This window comes from Roseburia sp. CLA-AA-H209, from assembly GCF_020687575.1.
Classification (GTDB): Bacteria; Bacillota; Clostridia; order Lachnospirales; family Lachnospiraceae; genus Roseburia_C; species Roseburia_C amylophila.
On the sequence record NZ_JAJEQU010000007.1, the window covers coordinates 123,983 to 143,660 of the forward strand.

22 protein-coding genes are annotated in these 19,678 nt (G+C 40.2%); 20 read left to right on the top strand and 2 right to left on the bottom strand.

The window, feature by feature from the left end:
* Window positions 1–5: 5 nt before the first annotated feature.
* The 11 genes from spoIIIAA (at window position 6) to trxA (ending at window position 8,516) form a co-directional block, all read left to right on the top strand.
* Window positions 6–1,010 (top strand): stage III sporulation protein AA, encoded by a 1,005-nt coding sequence (gene spoIIIAA / locus LKD41_RS08565; protein WP_227700928.1) that lies wholly within the window; start codon window positions 6–8, stop codon window positions 1,008–1,010.
* On the top strand, window positions 998–1,516 hold the full coding sequence (locus tag LKD41_RS08570) for a stage III sporulation protein AB (protein WP_227700929.1): 519 nt from the start codon (window positions 998–1,000) through the stop codon (window positions 1,514–1,516). The genes spoIIIAA and LKD41_RS08570 overlap by 13 nt, the downstream gene beginning before the upstream one ends.
* Before the next feature lie 11 nt (window positions 1,517–1,527).
* Window positions 1,528–1,722: a stage III sporulation protein AC gene (gene spoIIIAC, locus LKD41_RS08575; protein WP_022243260.1), complete on the top strand. Its 195-nt coding sequence runs from the start codon at window positions 1,528–1,530 to the stop codon at window positions 1,720–1,722.
* A gap of 9 nt (window positions 1,723–1,731) precedes the next feature.
* Window positions 1,732–2,115: a SpoIIIAC/SpoIIIAD family protein gene (locus LKD41_RS08580; protein ID WP_117947070.1), complete on the top strand. Its 384-nt coding sequence runs from the start codon at window positions 1,732–1,734 to the stop codon at window positions 2,113–2,115.
* Complete coding sequence (locus tag LKD41_RS08585; protein ID WP_227700930.1) at window positions 2,112–3,329, top strand: stage III sporulation protein AE; 1,218 nt, start codon at window positions 2,112–2,114, stop codon at window positions 3,327–3,329. The genes LKD41_RS08580 and LKD41_RS08585 overlap by 4 nt, the downstream gene beginning before the upstream one ends.
* A 43-nt stretch (window positions 3,330–3,372) precedes the next feature.
* On the top strand, window positions 3,373–3,966 hold the full coding sequence (locus LKD41_RS08590) for a stage III sporulation protein AF (RefSeq protein ID WP_227700931.1): 594 nt from the start codon (window positions 3,373–3,375) through the stop codon (window positions 3,964–3,966).
* Window positions 3,963–4,553, top strand: coding sequence for a stage III sporulation protein AG (locus LKD41_RS08595; protein ID WP_022243256.1), 591 nt, complete (start codon window positions 3,963–3,965; stop codon window positions 4,551–4,553). The genes LKD41_RS08590 and LKD41_RS08595 overlap by 4 nt, the downstream gene beginning before the upstream one ends.
* On the top strand, window positions 4,550–5,260 hold the full coding sequence (locus LKD41_RS08600; RefSeq protein WP_022243255.1) for a SpoIIIAH-like family protein: 711 nt from the start codon (window positions 4,550–4,552) through the stop codon (window positions 5,258–5,260). Before LKD41_RS08595 ends, LKD41_RS08600 begins: the two co-directional genes overlap by 4 nt.
* A gap of 104 nt (window positions 5,261–5,364) precedes the next feature.
* On the top strand, window positions 5,365–6,519 hold the full coding sequence (locus LKD41_RS08605; RefSeq protein ID WP_227700932.1) for a phosphopentomutase: 1,155 nt from the start codon (window positions 5,365–5,367) through the stop codon (window positions 6,517–6,519).
* An 11-nt stretch (window positions 6,520–6,530) separates the two neighbouring features.
* The gene (locus LKD41_RS08610) at window positions 6,531–8,120 is read left to right on the top strand and encodes a peptide chain release factor 3 (RefSeq protein ID WP_227700933.1); all 1,590 of its coding nucleotides are present in this window, start codon (window positions 6,531–6,533) and stop codon (window positions 8,118–8,120) included.
* Between the two features lie 84 nt (window positions 8,121–8,204).
* Complete coding sequence (gene trxA, locus LKD41_RS08615; RefSeq protein WP_022243252.1) at window positions 8,205–8,516, top strand: thioredoxin; 312 nt, start codon at window positions 8,205–8,207, stop codon at window positions 8,514–8,516.
* A gap of 139 nt (window positions 8,517–8,655) precedes the next feature.
* On the opposite strand, the gene LKD41_RS08620 is transcribed toward trxA, so the two are convergent.
* Window positions 8,656–9,012: a helix-turn-helix domain-containing protein gene (locus tag LKD41_RS08620; protein WP_227700934.1), complete on the bottom strand. Its 357-nt coding sequence runs from the start codon at window positions 9,010–9,012 to the stop codon at window positions 8,656–8,658.
* Between the two features lie 178 nt (window positions 9,013–9,190).
* Between LKD41_RS08620 and LKD41_RS08625 the strand changes: the two genes are divergently transcribed.
* The 7 genes from LKD41_RS08625 (at window position 9,191) to xerD (ending at window position 15,404) form a co-directional block, all read left to right on the top strand.
* A complete protein-coding gene (locus LKD41_RS08625; protein ID WP_022243250.1) occupies window positions 9,191–9,397 on the top strand; it encodes a helix-turn-helix transcriptional regulator in 207 nt (68 codons plus the stop codon).
* A 299-nt stretch (window positions 9,398–9,696) separates the two neighbouring features.
* A complete protein-coding gene (recA, locus tag LKD41_RS08630; protein ID WP_022243249.1) occupies window positions 9,697–10,785 on the top strand; it encodes a recombinase RecA in 1,089 nt (362 codons plus the stop codon).
* Complete coding sequence (locus tag LKD41_RS08635) at window positions 10,785–11,402, top strand: regulatory protein RecX (protein WP_227700935.1); 618 nt, start codon at window positions 10,785–10,787, stop codon at window positions 11,400–11,402. The genes recA and LKD41_RS08635 overlap by 1 nt, the downstream gene beginning before the upstream one ends.
* Before the next feature lie 126 nt (window positions 11,403–11,528).
* The gene (gene rny / locus LKD41_RS08640) at window positions 11,529–13,049 is read left to right on the top strand and encodes a ribonuclease Y (protein ID WP_431978789.1); all 1,521 of its coding nucleotides are present in this window, start codon (window positions 11,529–11,531) and stop codon (window positions 13,047–13,049) included.
* 102 nt (window positions 13,050–13,151) lie between these two features.
* Window positions 13,152–13,721: an NUDIX hydrolase gene (locus LKD41_RS08645; protein WP_227700937.1), complete on the top strand. Its 570-nt coding sequence runs from the start codon at window positions 13,152–13,154 to the stop codon at window positions 13,719–13,721.
* A gap of 22 nt (window positions 13,722–13,743) precedes the next feature.
* The gene (locus tag LKD41_RS08650; RefSeq protein WP_227700938.1) at window positions 13,744–14,319 is read left to right on the top strand and encodes a stage II sporulation protein M; all 576 of its coding nucleotides are present in this window, start codon (window positions 13,744–13,746) and stop codon (window positions 14,317–14,319) included.
* Between the two features lie 200 nt (window positions 14,320–14,519).
* Complete coding sequence (gene xerD, locus LKD41_RS08655; RefSeq protein ID WP_227700939.1) at window positions 14,520–15,404, top strand: site-specific tyrosine recombinase XerD; 885 nt, start codon at window positions 14,520–14,522, stop codon at window positions 15,402–15,404.
* A 158-nt stretch (window positions 15,405–15,562) separates the two neighbouring features.
* On the opposite strand, the gene LKD41_RS08660 is transcribed toward xerD, so the two are convergent.
* Window positions 15,563–16,594: a 3-deoxy-7-phosphoheptulonate synthase gene (locus LKD41_RS08660; protein WP_022243243.1), complete on the bottom strand. Its 1,032-nt coding sequence runs from the start codon at window positions 16,592–16,594 to the stop codon at window positions 15,563–15,565.
* Between the two features lie 204 nt (window positions 16,595–16,798).
* Between LKD41_RS08660 and LKD41_RS08665 the strand changes: the two genes are divergently transcribed.
* On the top strand, window positions 16,799–17,305 hold the full coding sequence (locus LKD41_RS08665; RefSeq protein ID WP_022243242.1) for a MarR family winged helix-turn-helix transcriptional regulator: 507 nt from the start codon (window positions 16,799–16,801) through the stop codon (window positions 17,303–17,305).
* A gap of 54 nt (window positions 17,306–17,359) precedes the next feature.
* Complete coding sequence (locus tag LKD41_RS08670; protein ID WP_022243241.1) at window positions 17,360–19,678, top strand: ABC transporter ATP-binding protein; 2,319 nt, start codon at window positions 17,360–17,362, stop codon at window positions 19,676–19,678.

A 19,678-nucleotide genomic window follows, 5' to 3' on the forward strand; every position in this document is an offset into this window, starting at 1 on the left:
GGTTAATGAATACTAGAAAGAATATATTGATAGACCGAAAGAAAGGAGTAAATCCGGAAACAATGTTAGAACAGGTACTTCAGATTTTCCCAGCAGAGCTTCGGAAAATGCTGCTTGCAAATAAAGATAAATTAAAGGAGACAGAGGAAATACGCATCCGTATAAACCAGCCGATGATTCTCTGGGATGGGAGAAAGGAATATTTTTTAGATAAGCTAAGTGGCAGATTAAGTGTGGAGGCGGAAGGAAGTTATTACATAAAGGAAAGTGATATTTCTGCGATGCTGACTTTTTTAAGCAGGTATTCCATTTATGCCTATGAAGAAGAGTTAAAGAGTGGATTCCTGACCTTGGAAGGTGGACACCGGGTAGGAGTAACCGGACAGATTCGGATGGAGGGAGAAAAGGTGGAACAGCTTGTTTATGTCGGATCATTGAACATAAGAATTGCACATCAGAAGATTGGATGTGCAAAGGAAATTCTGCCCTTTATCCGAACGGAACAGAGAGTGAGAAATACGCTTTTCGTATCTTCCGTTGGGATTGGAAAGACTACCCTGCTCCGGGACTGTATTCGCCTGATTTCCGGAGATGAGACAAGCAGAATACACTTTAAAGTAGGGGTGGTAGATGAACGTTCTGAGATAGCAGCCTGCTGCCGTGGAATTCCGCAGAATAATCTTGGCATACGTACAGATGTGATAGACCGGTGTAAAAAGGCGGTTGGAATGAGGATGCTTCTTCGTTCCATGTCGCCGGATGTAATTGCAGTGGATGAACTTGGTTCCATGGAAGATTTTCAGGCGGTGGATGAAGTAATGCATTGTGGCTGCAGTATTCTTGGAACCATTCACGCGGCTGATATGTTGGAGTTACAACAAAAGGAACAGCTTCAAAAATGGGTAGAACAAAAGATTTTTGAGCGGTATGTCATCTTAAAAAAGGATGATGAGGGAAGAAGACATTTTATGATTTATGATGGGGCATGGGAAAAAATATGGTCCGATTGATAGGAGCAGTACTGATACTTTTTGGAACAGTTGGAATTGGGTATGACAGAATGCGGCAGATAAAGCGTCATTATGAAGGGCTTTTAGACTGGCGGGAATGTATGCTCAAAATACAGGGAGATATGCAAAGCTTAAAGAAGCCGCTGCCGGATATTATTGCAGAATTGGGGCATCATGCACCGGAAGTCTTTCAGTCCTTTTTTATGCAGGTTCATAAGGAACTGATGCAGTATGAAAATTGCAGCCCGAAAAGCTGCTGGAAGGAGGCATGGAAGTCATGGGAGAACCGGAAAATATTTACGAAAGAGGAAGGACAGCTGTTTTTGGAGTGCGGAAGGCTTTTGGAACAGGGAAGCGGAGGAATGTTTGAAAAAGAGGCAGAGCTACTGATAGAGAGAATCAATATTTTGATTCAAAGGGAACAGACAGAGATGCGAGAGAGGATAAAAGTCAGCATGTACCTGTGTGCTACCGCAGGAATATTTCTGGTGCTGATTCTGGTTTAATGGAGGAGAAGATGAGCGTAAACCTGATATTTAAAATTGCGGCAGTCGGTATTTTGGTGACGGTAATCAGCCAGGTGCTAAAGCACAGTGGGCGGGAAGAACATGCATTTTTAACCAGTCTGGCAGGACTTTTGATTGTGCTGTTCTGGATTGTTCCATACATATATGATTTGTTTGAAACGATGAAGTCACTATTTTCGTTGTAGAGGAGAAATATGGATATTATTCAGGTTGGATTACTGGGAATCACTGCGGTTTTCCTTGCTCTTTTTATCAAAAATTACAAAAGCGAATACAGCATTTTAATCAGCATTGTGGCATGTATTTGCATCTTTATCTTTCTGATAGGAAAATTGGAGCTTGTATTGTCTTACATCAATAGTGTGGTGGAGCTGATTCCTGTAGATGGAAGGTATCTTGCCATGATTTTAAAAATGATTGGAATTACTTATGTAGCAGAATTTGCAACAGATATCTGCAGAGAATCCGGGTATCAGGCGATTGCCGGACAAATTGAAATCTTTGCCAAGCTGTCGATTCTTTTAATCAGTATGCCGGTGCTGATGGGATTTATTGAAACGTTAGGGGCTTTTTTATGAAGAAACAACCATTAAAAAATGCGTTTAAGATGCCTGTAAGAATGGCAGGATGTTTCATTATATTTTTCATGTTCTGGCTCATGCCAGGAGGACTTGTACAGGCATCTTCCGTATCAGCAGCATCAGATAACAGCAGGACAGGGACGGATAAGGATTATACGGATGATTTTATGGAACAGCTGGATTTATCAGAGATTGAGCAGTATTTAAAGGAACAGGATGCTACAGAAGAGATTAGTTTCTATGAACTGATTAAAGAGCTGGCAACCGGAAACTTTTCCTGTGACGGGCAAAAGCTGACGCAGGCAGTGGGAAGGATTCTGTGGGGAGAATTGCAGGATAATAAGGCAATACTGGTAACCGTTCTTTTGTTGGCAATCAGTTGTGCATTTCTTAAAAATTTCTCTGATATTTTTCATAATACTTATATATCGGAGGTCTGCTTTTTCCTGATTTATATGGAGATGACAGTCCTGCTGCTGCAGTCCTATCAGATGATGAGTGATATTGTGGTAACGGCAATGAATCAGATTGTAGATTTTATGAATATGCTGATTCCAGTATTTGGCATGTCTCTGGCATTTTCCATGGCAAATTTTACAGCGGCAGGATTTTACCAGATTGCTTTTATCGTGGTTTATATTGTTCAGTGGGGAATGCTTGCCTGTCTGGTGCCAATGACGAAACTTTTTATTATGATGGAATTTATGAATTATATGATAGAAGGGGAACGTTTTAGCAGAATGTGTGAACTGATGGAAGAAATAATCCGCTGGTGCTTAAAATGTGCGATTGCAGCAACCATTGGTCTGAATGTGGTACAGACCATGGTGGTTCCGGCCATTGACCGCTTGAAAATGAGTACCGTTACAAAGACACTTGGAATGATACCGGGAATGGGAAACATTACAGGAGCAGTCAGTGAACTGATGCTTGGAGCAGGTATGGTCATTAAGAACAGTGTCGGAACAGCCGGGGTATTGATTTTACTTTTGCTGGTGATGTTTCCACTATGCAAAATGTTTTTGCTGAGTCTTATGTATAAAGTGACAGCGGCAGTAACCGAACCGGTATCGGATAAGAGGATCGCAGGAAGCATGAACGGCATTTGTCTGGGCTGCCGGCTGCTTACAAGGATTTTACTTACTTCGCTGGTTCTTTTTCTTGTGACGATTGCCATGATTACTGCGGTATCCGGATTCCTTATGGGATGAAGGAAAGAAGAGAAATAAGAAGGGGAAGCGGGAGCAATATAAAATGGATGCAATTTTAAACTGGATGAAGGGAATTCTGATCCTTTTTCTGATTGGACATGTGATGCTGTATCTGGTACAGAATAAAACTTATGAAAAATATGTGCATTTCTTTCTTAGGATTCTGATTCTGCTGGCGGTAATGGCACCCATTGCTTCTAGGTTAATTGATGAGGATACGCTGATACAGAATATGGAACAGGCACAGTTCTTTCAGGAACTTGAAAATGTACAAAATATAAATGCCATAAGCAGTGCAGAGACTGCAGATTATCGTTTGCAATATGAAGAAGCCTGCAGTGGACAGGTAGAGGATACGTTAAGACAAAAGGGCTATGCGGTGGCATACAGTAAGGTAACGTTAAATGAGGTTTATGAAATAGAACATATTACAATCGGTATGGAAAAGTCTGGGGATAACATTGAAAAAAATAGTTCCGTCCATGTTTCGGATATTGAGATACCGGCAATTGAGATAAAAGAAACAGAGGAGAAAAAGGAGCATACAAGTCAGGAGTATGCAGAATTAGAAAAATTTGTATGTGAAAATTATCTGGTTGATAAGACGCAGATTCAGATAGAAGAGGTGAGACGATGAAAATGCAGGATTTTATGCAAAAGATAAAAGAAAAGAAACTAAAACGGTCAGATTGGCTGATTTTAGTCCTGGCAGGCATATTGATTCTGATTATCGCATTGCCCACAGATACAAAAGAAAAAAAACAGGCAGAGAAATCAAAAGAAAATATTTCAAAGGAAAATAATACCATGGAGGCATCTAAGGATGAAATAGAGCGGAAATTAGAAGATATTTTAGAAAAAATCGACGGAGCCGGAGATGTAAAGGTGATGATTACTTATCAGGACAGTGGGACGCAGGTGGTGGAAAAGGATAAAAATACTTCTGAAAATTCTTTAGAGGAAAGTGACAGCACTGGTGGAGTAAGAAGCACAAAGGAACAGCAGCTACAGGAAAGTACGGTATATGAGGAAGCAGATGCCGGAAATACACCCTTTGTTTCTAAGGAGCTTCTTCCCAAAGTGGAGGGAATTTTAATTGTGGCATCCGGTGGTGATAACCAGAAGGTGAAACAGAATATTTCCGAGGCGGTTTTGGCATTATTTCAGGTAGAAGCACATAGAATAAAAATAGTAAAAATGAGCGGACTGGAGGACAGTAAATGAAGAAAGTATTTAAGAAAAATCAACTCATTATAACCGCATTGGCATTGATGATAGCAGTGGCTGGTTACTTAAGTTTTACCGACAAGAATGGCAAAGATGAAAAAGTGGCAATGGAGGCTTCTGCGGATACGGCAGATTTATCTTATGAGATATCGGCAGAGGATGACTTAGCGGAAGCAGATATTTTTACCGATACGGAAGATAACAGTAGTGAAGCTGTATCAGCGGCAGACGGTGTGGTTGAAGAGAGCCTTGAGAACCCGGGCGAAGCCGTCATGGCAAGCAGCAGCATGGATTATGCGTCAGAAATGAAACTGGGCCGGGAACAGGTACGTTCTAAAAACAAAGAGACTTTGCTGGAAATTATCAATAATACAAATATAGATGAAGCTGCAAAGCAGGATGCCTTAAATCAGATGGTGGCAATGACGGATATTGCAGAACGGGAAAATGCAGCCGAGATGTTGTTAGAGGCAAAAGGATTTACGGATGTAGTTGTCAGCATTACTGATAATACAGCGGATGTGGTACTTGATATGGGAGAAGTAACAGATGCCAAACGTGCCCAAATAGAGGATATTGTAAAGAGAAAAGCCGGCATTGAGGCAGAAAATATCATTATCACACCAATTCAGAAAAATACTGCACAGGAGAATCCGGCAACAGAAACCACCGAAAATTCAGACACAACAGAACAGACAAATTAAGGGAAGCAGCCCCGCCCTTAGATACTTGAAAACGGGGCTGAAATTAGTATAATAATAGCATAAGAAAAAGAAACGACAGAACCATGAGAAGAGAGGGAATACCTATGAAGAGAGTATTTTTAATTGTATTAGACAGCGTTGGAATCGGAGAAATGCCGGATGCGGCAGAGTATCATGATGAAGGAAGCAATACCTTACTTGCAGCTTCACGAAGTCCATATTTTTCCATGCCAAATATGCGCTCACTGGGCTATTTTAATATTGACGGAGTCCACATTGGAGGAAAAGAAGCAAATCCGAAAGGTGCATTTGCCAGACTGACAGAGGTGTCCAAAGGAAAAGATACCACCATCGGACACTGGGAGATTGCAGGCGTGATATCCAGTCATCCACTGCCAACATTTCCAAATGGATTTCCACAGGAAATCATAGAAGAATTTGAGCAGAAAACCGGACGAGGGGTACTTTGCAACCGTCCATATTCCGGCACGGATGTTATCCGGGATTATGGAAAAGAGCATATGGAAACTGGAAAACTGATTGTATACACATCAGCAGATTCTGTTTTCCAGGTGGCAGCCCATGAAGAGGTAGTGCCGATTGAAGAACTGTACCGGGATTGCCAGATTGCAAGAAATATGCTGACTGGGAAAAACGGAGTGGGAAGAGTCATCGCAAGACCGTTTATCGGAGAACCGGGGAATTTTACCCGTACTGCAGGAAGACATGACTTTTCCTTAGAACCGCCGGCAGTTACCATGTTAGATCAGCTGATGGAAAGTGGGAAAACAGTGCTGTCTGTTGGAAAAATCATAGATATTTTTGCAGAACGCGGAATTACAGATTTTGTACGAACAAACGGAAATGATGATGGAATTGACAAAACATTAGCCTATATGGACAAAGATTTTACTGGATTATGTTTTACAAATTTGGTAGACTATGATATGTTGTATGGACATAGGAATGATGTAGATGGTTATGCAAAAGCACTGACACACTTTGATGAGCGGCTGCCGGAGCTTTTGGCAAAGTTACGGGAGGATGATATTTTAATGATTACAGCCGACCACGGATGTGATCCGAGTACACCTTCTACTGACCATTCCAGAGAGTATACACCACTTCTTATGTATGGAGCACATATTACTCCGGGTAAGAACTATGGCACAAGAGGCAGCTTTGCAGACATTGCCGCAACCATATTATCTTACTTCGACATAAAGCAAAAATGTGCGGGTGAGCCGCTGGAATTATAGGAGGTCCCATTTTGGCTGATTTTAGAAAAGAGATAGAGAAACGAAGAACATTTGCAATTATTTCCCATCCGGATGCCGGTAAGACAACCCTGACAGAGAAATTTCTTCTGTATGGAGGAGCTATTAACCTGGCAGGTTCTGTAAAAGGAAAAGCAACTGCAAGACATGCAGTTTCCGACTGGATGGAAATAGAGAAGGAGAGAGGTATTTCCGTTACTTCTTCTGTATTGCAGTTTAATTATGGTGGATATTGCATCAATATTCTGGATACACCGGGACATCAGGACTTCTCGGAAGATACCTATCGTACCCTGATGGCTGCTGATTCTGCAGTTATGGTAATCGATGGTTCAAAAGGTGTAGAGGCACAGACCAGAAAACTGTTTAAAGTCTGTGTAATGCGTCACATTCCGATTTTTACATTTATCAATAAAATGGATCGTGATGCTAATGATACCTTTGATTTATTAGATGAAATCGAAAAAGAACTTGGCATTGCTACCTGTCCGGTTAACTGGCCGATTGGCTCCGGAAAGAATTTTAAGGGAGTTTATGACCGGAATACGAAAAAAGTCATGCTGTTCTCTGATACCTTGAAGGGAACCAAGGAAGGTGAAGAAAAAGATTTTGATATTAATGATCCGGCATTGACAACAGAAATCGGGCAGGAATACTGGGATAAATTGGATGAAGAAATTGAATTGTTAGATGGTGCAAGTGCAGAATTCGATATGGATCTTGTGTCCAGGGGAGAACTGTCACCGGTATTCTTTGGTTCTGCTTTAACGAACTTTGGGGTAGAAACTTTCTTAAAGCATTTCCTTTCCATGACTACATCACCGCTTCCGAGAAATTCGGACAAGGGGCTGATTGATCCGTTTGGTTCCGATTTCTCTGCTTTTGTCTTTAAAATCCAGGCAAATATGAATAAGAATCATCGTGACCGTATTGCATTTATGCGAATCTGTTCCGGAAAGTTTGAAGCCGGCATGGAAGTAAAACATATCCAGGGTGGAAAAGCAATCCGTCTTTCCCAGCCGCAGCAGTTGATGGCACAGGAGAGAAAGATTATAGAAGAAGCATATGCCGGAGATATTATCGGAGTCTTTGACCCGGGTATCTTTTCAATCGGTGATACTTTAACCACTGCGAAAGACAACTTCGAATTCGAAGGAATACCGACTTTTGCACCGGAGCATTTTGCAAGGGTACGTCAGGTAGATACCATGAAGAGAAAACAGTTCGTCAAAGGTGTCATGCAGATCGCACAGGAGGGTGCAATCCAGATTTTCCAGGAATATCAGGGTGGTATGGAAGAGATTATCGTAGGCGTAGTAGGTGTACTGCAGTTTGATGTATTAAAATACCGTCTGGAAAATGAATACAATGTGGAAATCCGCTTGGAGAAGCTTCCATATGAGCATATCCGCTGGATTGAAAATAAAGATATTGATATGGACAAGCTTACCGGAACTTCCGATATGAAGAAAATCCGTGACCTTAAGGGCAATCCATTGCTGTTATTTGTCAATGCATGGAGTGTCGGCATGACTCTTGACCGGAATGATGGTCTGGTATTATCGGAATTCGGTAAAAATTAAGCGGGTATAAACAAAATTAAGAAGAGACATACTTAAAAAAGAAAAAATAGAAGTTTTTCTATAAAAGTAAAGGAGGATAACGAAATGGTAGTAAAGATTACAAATGACAATTTTGAAGAAGAAGTATTAAAGTCAGATAAACCGGTACTTTTGGATTTCTGGGCAGACTGGTGCGGTCCGTGTAAAATGATGTCTCCGGTTGTAGAAGAACTGGCGGATGAATTAGAGGGACAGGTAAAGGTTGGAAAAGTGAATGTGGATGAAGAAGCAGCACTGGCTTTAAAATATCAGATTATGAGCATTCCGACCCTGGTTGTAATGAAAAAAGGTGTTTTTGAGGGAAAGAGCATCGGTGTGCAGGATAAAGACGAAGTATTAAGGCTTTTAGCTTTATGATTGTAGCTGATAAGAAAATCCGGATGGTATATCTTAATATACTGTCCGGATTTTATTATACAATTTTTATAGATGCGTAATAAATGCCTGATTCATATTGCTATAAAAATATATCATTGCATATAAAAAAATATAGAAGTTATTTTTCAGCAAGTTTCTGTTCTAACTGACCGATGATGCGTCCTTTGTCCATCGGGGAAAGTTTATGGAAAAGCTGGAGCAGTAAATGTTCATCCGGGTCGGATGGGAAAGCATGATATTCTGAATCTTCTGCAATCTGAAGGTTGGAAGCCGGCTGGTATTCACCGGTCAGAAGATAGTATACATCAACATCTAAAAATTCACTTATTTTTACAATTTTATCAGAAGAAGGATTTGTACCCTTGGATTTCCAGCTGCTGATAGCAGCGGGAGAGATTCCGGTGTATTCCGATAATTCTTTTTGTGAAAGCTTCTTTTCCCGTAATAATGCAAAGATACGTTGGCTGATTGTCATAGTGTACTCCTTTATCAGGTATTAAATAATATTGTATAGAAAATAAAAAATAAAATACGCAAATATGAATTGACAAATTCATATTTATGAATTATAATGTAATTTGTGAAATTATTTTCATATTATACATCATTTTTTATATAAACACAAATGATAAAGAAGAAAAGGGGAGACTTTTATGGCAAAGACAAAACGGCAGATTACTCCAATGGGGAAAGAAATAAAGCGCAGGCTGGTAGAACTTGAGATGAGTCAGGAAGAACTTGCAACATCGGTTGGGTGCAGTCCGCAGTATATCAATCATATCATTTATGGAGAACGGTCTGGTGAGAAGTACTTAGAACAGATTTTCCTGATTCTTGGTATGGATGAATATCATGATTAAAAAGATGGAACGATTGCCAGAGGTTTCCATTGTTTATAGAAAATTAATTTGTAACCGGAATCTTATTATGTTAAGATAAGGATACCTTTCCATGAGAGACTTCAGAAAGAAGTCTTTTTTCTTTACATGAGAATATTTACAGTCTATAAAATATTTGGCTATTCTGCCGGGTATACCCACTTTACAGAATGTATAGGGACAGAAAAAAATATTTTCTAAAAATGCAGTTGACATTTGGAAGAAAGTATACTACTATAATATCAGAAAACGAACATAAGTTCGCATGAAGGAGAATTGACATGGCGAGAGATGTAAAAGATACGAGAAGAGACAGCAGTAAAGAAGATAAATTAAAGGCACTGGATGCTGCTATATCCCAGATTGAGAAGCAGTACGGAAAAGGTTCTGTTATGAAACTGGGGGATGAGAGCAACCGGATGAATGTGGAGACTGTTCCGACAGGAGCATTAAGTCTTGATATTGCTTTGGGATTAGGCGGACTTCCTAAGGGAAGAATTATTGAGATATATGGACCGGAGTCCAGTGGTAAGACGACAGTTGCCCTGCATGCAGTCGCTGAGGTACAGAAGCGTGGAGGAATTGCCGGATTTATTGATGCTGAGCATGCATTAGACCCGGCATATGCGAAGAATATCGGAGTAGATATTGATAATCTTTATATTTCACAACCGGATAACGGAGAACAGGCACTTGAGATTACAGAGACTATGGTCAGATCCGGTGCAGTAGATATTGTAATCGTAGACTCTGTTGCAGCACTGGTGCCAAAGGCAGAGATTGATGGTGATATGGGAGATTCCCATGTGGGCTTACAGGCAAGACTAATGTCACAGGCACTTCGTAAGCTGACTGCAGCAATCAACCGTTCCAACTGTATTGTAATCTTTATTAACCAGTTGCGTGAAAAGGTTGGAGTTATGTTTGGTAATCCGGAGACAACAACCGGTGGCCGTGCATTGAAATTCTATTCTTCCGTACGTCTTGATGTACGTCGAATTGAATCCTTAAAACAGGGTGGAGAAATTGTCGGTAACCGTACCCGTATTAAAGTAGTGAAGAATAAAGTGGCACCGCCATTTAAAGAGGCTGAATTTGATATTATGTTCGGAGAAGGAATTTCAAAAGAAGGAGATATCCTTGATCTGGCTTCTGAACTTGGTATTGTAAATAAGTCCGGTGCATGGTATGCATATAATGGAGATAAGATTGGCCAGGGTCGTGAAAATGCCAAGACTTATCTGAAAGAGAATCCACAGGTCTGCCAGGAAATCGAAGAAAAAGTAAGAGCTCATTATGCAGTGGATAAGAGTGAAGAAGAAACAGAGACTCCAGCTGCAAATGGACCGGAAGTTCTTGATGCAGAGTAATGGACAGAATTGTTTCAGGGATAACAGAATATAAGAAAAACAAATATAAGGTGTGTATGGATGATGGTACACACCTTGTATTATATAAAGGTGAGGTGCACCGCTACAGATTACAGGAAGGGCAGACCGTAGACGAGGCACTGTATCAGGAACTCTTTTATGAAGTAGTAGGTAAGCGGGTGAAAAAACGGGCACTTGCACTTTTAGAGAAGATGGACCGGACAGAACAGGGGCTTTACCGGAAACTGGCTGAGAGTGAATATCCGGAAGAACTGATTCTTGATGCCATAGAGTATGTGAAGAAATATCATTATATTGATGACATGCGCTATGCAAGAAATTATATCAGTTACCGACAGGGCAGTAAGAGCCGCCGCCGGCTACAGCAGGAACTGATGCAGAAGGGAGTTCCCAAAGAAATTACAGAGCAGGCCTTAGAAGAAATCTATGAAAATAATGATACAGAAAAAATTGCTGAAATATTAAAAAAGAGACATTATAATCCGGAGCAGCCGGATACAAAGGAAATGCAGAAACAGTATGGATATCTGATGCGGAGAGGATATAAAAGTGAAGACATTTTACGTGTAATGAAATGTCCGGACTACTTGACATAATATTAGAAAAAGTATAAAATTTATTTATTGTTATTTATGACAGATGAATGAATATTTATGTTATATGAACAATGAAAATTGAATAAAGGAGGTGCTCCTGTGCAGGCAGTAATTATAGCTGTTGTAATTACATTTATTGTCACATGTGCTATCACCTGGTTTGTTGCAAATGCATACCAGAAAAAGCAGACTGCTTCAAAGATTGGCAGTGCAGAAGATAAAGCACGTGAGATAATAGATGAAGCTGTGAAGACCGCTGAGACGAAGAAGAGAGAATCTTTGCTTGAGATTAAAGAAGAGTCGATTCGTACGAAGAACGAATTGGACAAGGAAATCAAGGAAAGAAGAAACGAAATTCAGAGAAACGAGCGCAGAGTGGAACAGAAGGAATCCAATCTGGATAAGAAACTGGAAACCATTGAGAAGCGCGAAGCAGGTTTTGCAGCAAAAGAAGAAGAGCTGAACAAACAGAAAGCTGAAATTACAAAGCTTCATGAAGAGCGTGTACGGGAACTAGAAAGAATCTCAGGACTTACCTCCGACCAGGCAAAAGAATATCTATTAAAAACTGTTGAAGAAGATGTAAAGCTTGATACTGCAAAATTAATCAAAGAGATGGAGCATCAGGCAAAAGAAGAAGCTGGAAAGAAAGCAAAAGAATATGTGGTTACTGCAATTCAGAAATGTGCTGCAGACCATGTGTCAGAGACAACCATCTCTGTAGTACAGCTTCCGAATGATGAGATGAAGGGAAGAATTATCGGACGTGAAGGAAGAAATATCCGTACGTTAGAAACACTGACTGGTGTAGATTTAATTATCGATGATACACCGGAAGCAGTTATCCTTTCCGGATTTGATCCAATACGAAGAGAAGTTGCTCGTATTGCATTAGAGAAATTGATTGTAGACGGACGAATTCATCCGGCTAGAATTGAAGAAATGGTAGAGAAAGCGCAAAAAGAAGTTGAAACCATGATTCGTGAAGAGGGTGAAGCTGCCACTTTAGAAGTAGGTGTACATGGCATTCATCCGGAACTTGTGAAATTATTAGGCCGAATGAAATTCAGAACCAGTTATGGTCAGAATGCATTAAAGCATTCTATAGAAGTAGCACAGCTTTGTGGCTTACTTGCGGCTGAAGTTGGTGTAGACGTAAGATTGGCAAAACGTGCAGGACTCCTGCATGATATTGGTAAATCAGTAGACCACGAAGTAGAAGGCTCACATATTCAGATTGGTGTGGATTTATGTAGAAAATACAAAGAATCTCCGCTTATTATCAATGCGGTAGAGGCACACCATGGCGATGTAGAGCCAGAGTCATTGATTGCTTGTCTGGTACAGGCAGCCGATACAATTAGCGCAGCAAGACCAGGTGCAAGACGCGAGACAATGGAAACATATTCCAACAGATTAAAGCAGTTAGAAGATATTACAAATGAATTTAAAGGTGTAGATAAATCTTTTGCAATTCAGGCGGGTAGAGAGATTCGTGTAATGGTAGTTCCTGAACAGATAAGTGATGCTGAAATGGTATTGCTTGCCCGTGATATTTCAAAGCAGATTGAATCTGAATTAGAATATCCAGGTCAGATTAAGGTAAACGTAATTCGTGAATCACGTGTAGTTGATTACGCAAAATAAGCAGGAAATAAGTGTCCGAAGAGTGAAAGCTTTTTGGACACTTATTTTTTTGCAAGAAAAACAAGTAATGAGGAAAAATCTGTAAGAAAAAAGGAGAATACAATGGGACAGAATCATCAGGAAGAAAAAAGAATCAGAAGAGTTAACAGGGAGTTAAAATATCAGGGCGCAATCGTGGATGTTTATTCAGACACCATCGAGACACCGGATGGAAATATTGCATACTGGGATTATGTGGAACACAGAAAAGGAGCGGCGGCAGTTGTGCCGGTTACACCGGAGGGCAGAATCTTAATGGTACGCCAGTATCGGAATGCATTAGACCGTTATACTATTGAACTGCCGGCAGGATGCAGGGATTCCCTGACAGAGGATACGAAAATAAGTGCCATGCGGGAATTAGAGGAAGAAACAGGCTTTCAGTGTGGTCATATCGAAAAGATGCTTTCTTTAAAGACGACCGTAGCTTTCTGTAATGAGTTTATTGATGTATATCTGGCAACGGATTTAAAACCGGGCAAACAGCATCTTGATCCGGAAGAATTTATTGAAGTAAGGGCATATGAACCGGAAGAATTATTAGAAAAAATTTATGCCGGAGTAATCCAGGACAGTAAAACCGTAGCTGGTATCTTGGCATATTGTTACCGTTACCGGAATAATATGAAATAAGAAAATTAAGACAAGTGAATACATGGAAAGAGTATCGGGGATAAGAAGAGAAAAGCATCTTCATCTGTTAGAGGTGTTATTTTTAGGCTGTTTTGTGATTGGCATTATAGCTGCCAATCTGTATGGAAGAAGCCGTCTGCAGCAATATGGCATATTAAATGATTATTTCATACAGCAGTTAAAATATATTACGATAGAAAAACATGATTATTTTATTTATGTACTATCCGCAAGAGCACCGGTTGTCCTTGCATTAATTTTTTTTGGAATGACACCGTGGTACCGGGTTGTGAATAGTATATTTCTGATATGGAGCGGCTTTTCTTTTGGCTTTCTGTGCGTGATGGCAATCAGCAATATTGGCGCAGGTGCCATCTGGCTTATGATGATTGCGTTATGTCCACAATTTATTTTCTATGTGTCCGGATACCTGCTGTTATTAAAGTTAGAAGAAAAGTACCAGTGCGGAAAGGAACATGGAAAGCTTGGGGAATGGATTCTTTTGTGGGGGATTATATTATTATTGTTCTTTATCGGATTTTTAACAGAGGCATATCTGAATCCAGGTATGGTGCACTTCGTGTTGAAAAAAATATAAAAAATTTTACGAAATTTTTACAACATATTGTGGGTAGAAAAATAGAAATAAGATACATGTGGTAGATTTATGTAAATCAGCAAAAAACAGACAAAATATGAATTGCTTTTCCAAATTAGAATCATTATAATAGGGATTGTACCTGCCTTTTGGAAAAGAATAGAAGGGCATGAGAGAAAAAGAGTTAGGTGGTTACAGTTATGACACAGGAAATAGATGCTTTTATGAAGTACCTTCAGGAAGTAAAGAAAATATCGAAAAATACAGCGGTTTCTTATGAGACGGATTTGCGCAAAATGAAGGAATTTTTGTATTCTGAAGGTGTGCTTTCTGTTGAGGATGTCAGACAGGAACACTTAAAAATATATATGGAAAAGCAGGAGCAGGAAGGAAAGAAACCGGCAACGATTTCCAGAGGACTTGCATCCATGAAAGCCTTTTTTCAGTATCTTGTGGTACAGAATTATGTAAACCAAAATGTGACGGATGGATTAAAGGCACCCAAGTTAGAGAAGAAAGCTCCGGTTATTCTTTCTATGGAAGAAACCAGCCGGCTTTTAGACCAGCCAAACGGAAATACACCGAAGGAATTAAGGGACCATGCGATGTTAGAATTGCTTTATGCGACGGGAATCCGTGTCTCTGAATTGATTTCTTTGAAGTTAAGTGATATTAATTTGAAACTGGAATATGTTACCTGCAGAGATGCTCATAAAGAAAGAATTATTCCTTTTGGAGAAGCAGCAAAAGAGGCTCTGCAGCATTATCTGGAAGAGGGAAGATCATATCTTGTCAGTGAAGAGGGCAGTGAATATCTTTTCACCAACTGTTCCGGCAAAGAAATGAGCCGTCAGGGTTTCTGGAAATTAATTAAAGCCTATGGAAAGAAAGCCGGAATTGAGACAGAGATAACACCGCATATGCTGCGTCATTCTTTTGCAGCTCATCTGGTAAGCAATGGGGCAGATTTGAAAGCGGTTCAGGAAATGTTAGGACATGCAGATATTTCTACCACGCAAATCTATGCACAGATGAAACAGAGCAGAATCCGTGAAGTATATGCCAAGGCACATCCCAGAGGATAAAGAAGAAACTACGGGAAACACGCTTTGCGAGTTTCTTACTACTTGCATAAATAGAAAAAAGGGAGTAGTCATTTCTTAAAAAAATGGCTGCCCCCTTTTTTTACTTTACAGGAAATTGCTTTCCTGTAAAGTAAAAAACGCTCCTGTAGATGAAATTATTATTTATTCATTTCTGCAATGTCATAGATAAGACGAGCGGAATCTTCCCAGCCTAAGCATGGGTCAGTAATGGATTTACCATAGATGTGTTCGCCGATTTTCTGATTGCCCGGTTCAATGTAGCTTTCAATCATAACACCCTTAATCATCTTATGAATTTCAGGGGAGAGTTGGCGGTTATGCATCACTTCTTTGACGATACGGATCTGCTCGAAGTACTTTTTATTGGAGTTAGAGTGGTTTGCATCTACGATAGCAGCTGGATTCTTAAGGTCACGTTCATTATACATTTCAATCAGACGCATAATATCTTCGTAGTGGTAGTTCTGTGTGCTATTACCATGTTTGCTTACAGCACCACGGAGAACAACGTGAGTTAAGTCGTTACCAGGAGTCTCTACTTCATATCCGCGATATACGAAATGATGTGGATGCTGGGCAGCATATACGGAATTGAGCATAACGGAGAAGTCACCACTGGTCGGGTTCTTCATTCCGGATGCAACATCAAACCCACTGACTACAAGACGATGCTGCTGGTCTTCTACAGAACGTGCACCGATAGCAACGTAGGAGAGCAGGTCGTCAATGTAACTCCAGTTTTCCGGATAAAGCATTTCGTCGGCAGGGGTCAGACCACTTTCTTCAATGGTACGGATGTGCAGCTTACGCATTGCAATCAGTCCGGCAACCATATCAGGAGCTTTCTCAGGGTCAGGCTGGGTAGCAATACCTTTATAGCCTTCGCCGGTTGTTCTTGGCTTATTGGTGTAGACACGAGGGATAATAATCAGACGGTCTTTGACATCTTCTGCAATTTTGGTCAGGCGGCTGACGTAGTCGCAGACAGGTTCTTCGCTGTCAGCGGAACAAGGTCCGATGATAACTAAGAAACGGTTATCTTCGCCGGTTAAGACTTTACGAATTGCAGCATCCCGTTCTTTTTTTATCTGTGCCAGTTTCTCCGGAAGCGGATACTCTTTTTTGATTTCTTCCGGACTTGGTAATTGGTTTAAAAAATTAAAACTCATATTTTTAGTCTCCTTTAGTAAAAAAAACTTGCTTTTTTTATATTATAAGATTCGTTTTTAACTGTCAATGATATGATTTAATAATAATTTTATACTTTTTTAATTGACCTATCTTAATCATGGTGCTATTATTGTTTTCACATGTTAATAGTTAACAATGTTAAATAAATAGAAAATATAAAATGTAAAGAAATGGAGGTGAAAATGATGCAGGGTTGTGGAAATGAAATATTTTCCATATTTAATCGTTTTCATCGTTTGAAAATCTCATCAATTCTGCCGGGGGTCTCATCCGTGGAAATGGGAACCTTAAAGACCATCGAGCATTGCCGCAAAGAAAAAGAGATGGCTACCAAAGAGACAGATGCCAAAGAGCCGGATAGCAAATCGATAGATGCAAAGGTTACGGTATCGGAAGTGGTACGTTATATGCGTGTGGCAGCACCGGCGGTGTCCCGGACACTTCGTTCCCTGGAAGAGAAAAATTATGTCGAACGTATGGTGTGTGAGGGTGACCGGCGGAATGTTTATGTGAGAGTAACTGAGGAAGGAAAAGAGGTTTTAAATGAATGCAACCGGATTTTGAGTGAATTATTAAAGTCGGTTACGGAGAAAATGGGAGAAGAAGATATGAACCGGCTGATTGGCTATCTGAATAAATTAGAGCAGATAGCAGAGCTTGAGATTGAAAAGAGAAGACAGTTGAAATAGCAATTAAAATAGAAATATTTTATAAATAATATAGAAAAGGAAGGAACAGGAAAGATGCGGAAACTATTTAAAAATATGCTCCCGTACTGGCATATCATCGTGGTAATATTTCTCCTCCTTGGAGTACAGGCTTATTGCGATTTGTCGTTGCCACAATATACATCCGATATCATTGATGTAGGAATCCAGAATAAGGGAATCAAACATATTTTGCCGGAAAAGATGCCGGAGGAAGAATATCAGCTGGCAGAACTTTTTATGACAGATGGTGAAAAGGATACTTTTGAAGCGGTCTATGAAAAAAAAGACGATACTTATGTATGTACTGCGGATAAAGAGACATTAGAAACATTGGATGATGAACTACTGACACCAATCGTACTGACTTACCGTATGGCAAATATGAGTGAAACGGATTTTAAGAATACGATTGCGGAAGCATTGGAGCAGAATCCGCAGAACCAGATTACCAAAGAAAGCTTAGATGAGATGTCCATTGAAGAAATCGGACAGATGATGCAGATGGAACTGACCACATATGAAGCGGAAAATGATGATGGCGAAATGGTAACTTATGTGGATATGCGTCCGATGATGAAGCAGCTGATTGCAAGCGGTGCAATGACGCAGGATGGTATAGCACAGTCCAGAGAATATATGGAAAATATGATAGATTCTGTGGGAAGCAGTACCTTACATGCCATGGGAACAGCATATGCAACATCCTGTGACGAAAAGGCAGGACTTGATGTGGAGCATATCCAGAAGAATTATCTCTGGTCAGAGGGTGGAAAGATGGCAGCTATGTCATTACTCATGCTGGCAGTTGCAGTGGTAGTCGGATATCTTGCATCCAGAGTCGGCGCAGGAGTCGGAAGAGACTTAAGAGAGAAAATCTTTGGTAAGGTAGTAGGCTTTTCCAATACTGAGATGGATAAATTCTCTACCGCTTCCTTAATTACAAGAAGCACCAATGATATTCAGCAGATTCAGTTTGTAACAGCAATTATGCTTCGAATGCTTTTATATGCACCAATCATCGGAATTGGTGGAATTTATAAAGTATTAAAGACCGGAGCACATATGGAATGGATTATCGTAATGGCAGTACTGGTAATTTCCGGACTGGTTATGGTGTTGATGTCCATTACACTTCCGAAGTTCAAAATAATGCAGAAGTTAGTGGATGCCTTGAACTTAGTATCCAGAGAGATTCTTACGGGACTTTCCGTAATCCGCGCTTTTGGAAGAGAAAAAAAGGAAGAAGAGCGGTTTGATGAAGCAAACCGGAATCTTACCAGAACACAGTTATTTACCAACCGTGTCATGACTTTTATGATGCCGGGCATGATGTTTATTATGTATGGAGTAACCATACTGATTGTCTGGGTATCGGCACATCGTATTGATGCCGGACAGCTTCAGGTAGGAGCAATGACTGCATTTATTACTTATACTATGCAGATTGTTATGGCATTCCTGATGCTTACCATGATGTCTATTATGCTGCCGCGTGCCGGTGTTGCAGCAGACCGGATTGATGAAGTTATTACTACAAATTCTTCTATTATAGAAAAGGCAGAAAAAGAAACAATTGAAAAACATACCGGAAAAGTGGAATTCCATCATGTAAACTTCCGTTATCCGGGTGCGGATGAAGATGTACTGGAAGATATTGATTTTACAGCAGAACCGGGAAAGACAACAGCAATTATCGGAAGTACCGGCTGTGGAAAGTCAACGCTGGTTAATCTGATTCCGAGATTCTATGATGTAACAGCCGGTAAGATTACCTTAGATGGTGTGGATATCCGGAATTTAAGCTTAGCTGAATTAAGAGATGAAATCGGATTCGTACCACAGAAGGGAATTCTGTTTTCAGGAACCATTGCATCCAATCTGAAATTTGGCAGACCGGAAGCTACGGAAGCAGAAATGACAGAGGCTGCAGAGATTGCACAGGCAACAGAATTTATTAATGAAAAGCCGGAAAAATATGACAGCGGGATTGCACAGGGTGGAACGAATGTTTCCGGTGGACAGAAACAGAGATTATCCATCGCCAGAGCAATCGCAAAGAATCCGAATGTTTATATCTTTGATGACAGTTTCTCTGCACTTGATATGAAGACCGATGCGGCACTGCGTAAAGCATTGGAGTCAAAAACAAAAGAAAGCAGTGTAATTATCGTGGCACAGCGAATCAGTACCATTTTACATGCCGACCAGATTCTTGTATTGGATGAAGGTAAGATTGTCGGAAAAGGTACTCATGAAGAATTATTACGGGATTGTGAAGTATATCAGCAGATTGCACAGTCACAGTTATCCGCAAAGGAATTGGGATTAGAAGAGGGAAAGGAGGAAAAATAA

Coding starts and splice junctions, on each gene's coding strand:
- LKD41_RS08650 (WP_227700938.1), top strand. CDS start 13,744: ATGGAAAGAGTATCGGGGATAAGAAGAGAAAAGCATCTTCATCTGTTA.
- LKD41_RS08670 (WP_022243241.1), top strand. CDS start 17,360: ATGCGGAAACTATTTAAAAATATGCTCCCGTACTGGCATATCATCGTG.
- LKD41_RS08625 (WP_022243250.1), top strand. CDS start 9,191: ATGGCAAAGACAAAACGGCAGATTACTCCAATGGGGAAAGAAATAAAG.
- LKD41_RS08660 (WP_022243243.1), bottom strand. CDS start 16,594: ATGAGTTTTAATTTTTTAAACCAATTACCAAGTCCGGAAGAAATCAAA.
- spoIIIAC (WP_022243260.1), top strand. CDS start 1,528: ATGAGCGTAAACCTGATATTTAAAATTGCGGCAGTCGGTATTTTGGTG.
- LKD41_RS08620 (WP_227700934.1), bottom strand. CDS start 9,012: ATGACAATCAGCCAACGTATCTTTGCATTATTACGGGAAAAGAAGCTT.
- LKD41_RS08665 (WP_022243242.1), top strand. CDS start 16,799: ATGATGCAGGGTTGTGGAAATGAAATATTTTCCATATTTAATCGTTTT.
- LKD41_RS08585 (WP_227700930.1), top strand. CDS start 2,112: ATGAAGAAACAACCATTAAAAAATGCGTTTAAGATGCCTGTAAGAATG.
- trxA (WP_022243252.1), top strand. CDS start 8,205: ATGGTAGTAAAGATTACAAATGACAATTTTGAAGAAGAAGTATTAAAG.
- LKD41_RS08645 (WP_227700937.1), top strand. CDS start 13,152: ATGGGACAGAATCATCAGGAAGAAAAAAGAATCAGAAGAGTTAACAGG.
- LKD41_RS08590 (WP_227700931.1), top strand. CDS start 3,373: ATGGATGCAATTTTAAACTGGATGAAGGGAATTCTGATCCTTTTTCTG.
- LKD41_RS08605 (WP_227700932.1), top strand. CDS start 5,365: ATGAAGAGAGTATTTTTAATTGTATTAGACAGCGTTGGAATCGGAGAA.
- LKD41_RS08635 (WP_227700935.1), top strand. CDS start 10,785: ATGGACAGAATTGTTTCAGGGATAACAGAATATAAGAAAAACAAATAT.
- LKD41_RS08595 (WP_022243256.1), top strand. CDS start 3,963: ATGAAAATGCAGGATTTTATGCAAAAGATAAAAGAAAAGAAACTAAAA.
- recA (WP_022243249.1), top strand. CDS start 9,697: ATGGCGAGAGATGTAAAAGATACGAGAAGAGACAGCAGTAAAGAAGAT.
- LKD41_RS08580 (WP_117947070.1), top strand. CDS start 1,732: ATGGATATTATTCAGGTTGGATTACTGGGAATCACTGCGGTTTTCCTT.
- spoIIIAA (WP_227700928.1), top strand. CDS start 6: ATGAATACTAGAAAGAATATATTGATAGACCGAAAGAAAGGAGTAAAT.
- LKD41_RS08570 (WP_227700929.1), top strand. CDS start 998: ATGGTCCGATTGATAGGAGCAGTACTGATACTTTTTGGAACAGTTGGA.
- LKD41_RS08600 (WP_022243255.1), top strand. CDS start 4,550: ATGAAGAAAGTATTTAAGAAAAATCAACTCATTATAACCGCATTGGCA.
- xerD (WP_227700939.1), top strand. CDS start 14,520: ATGACACAGGAAATAGATGCTTTTATGAAGTACCTTCAGGAAGTAAAG.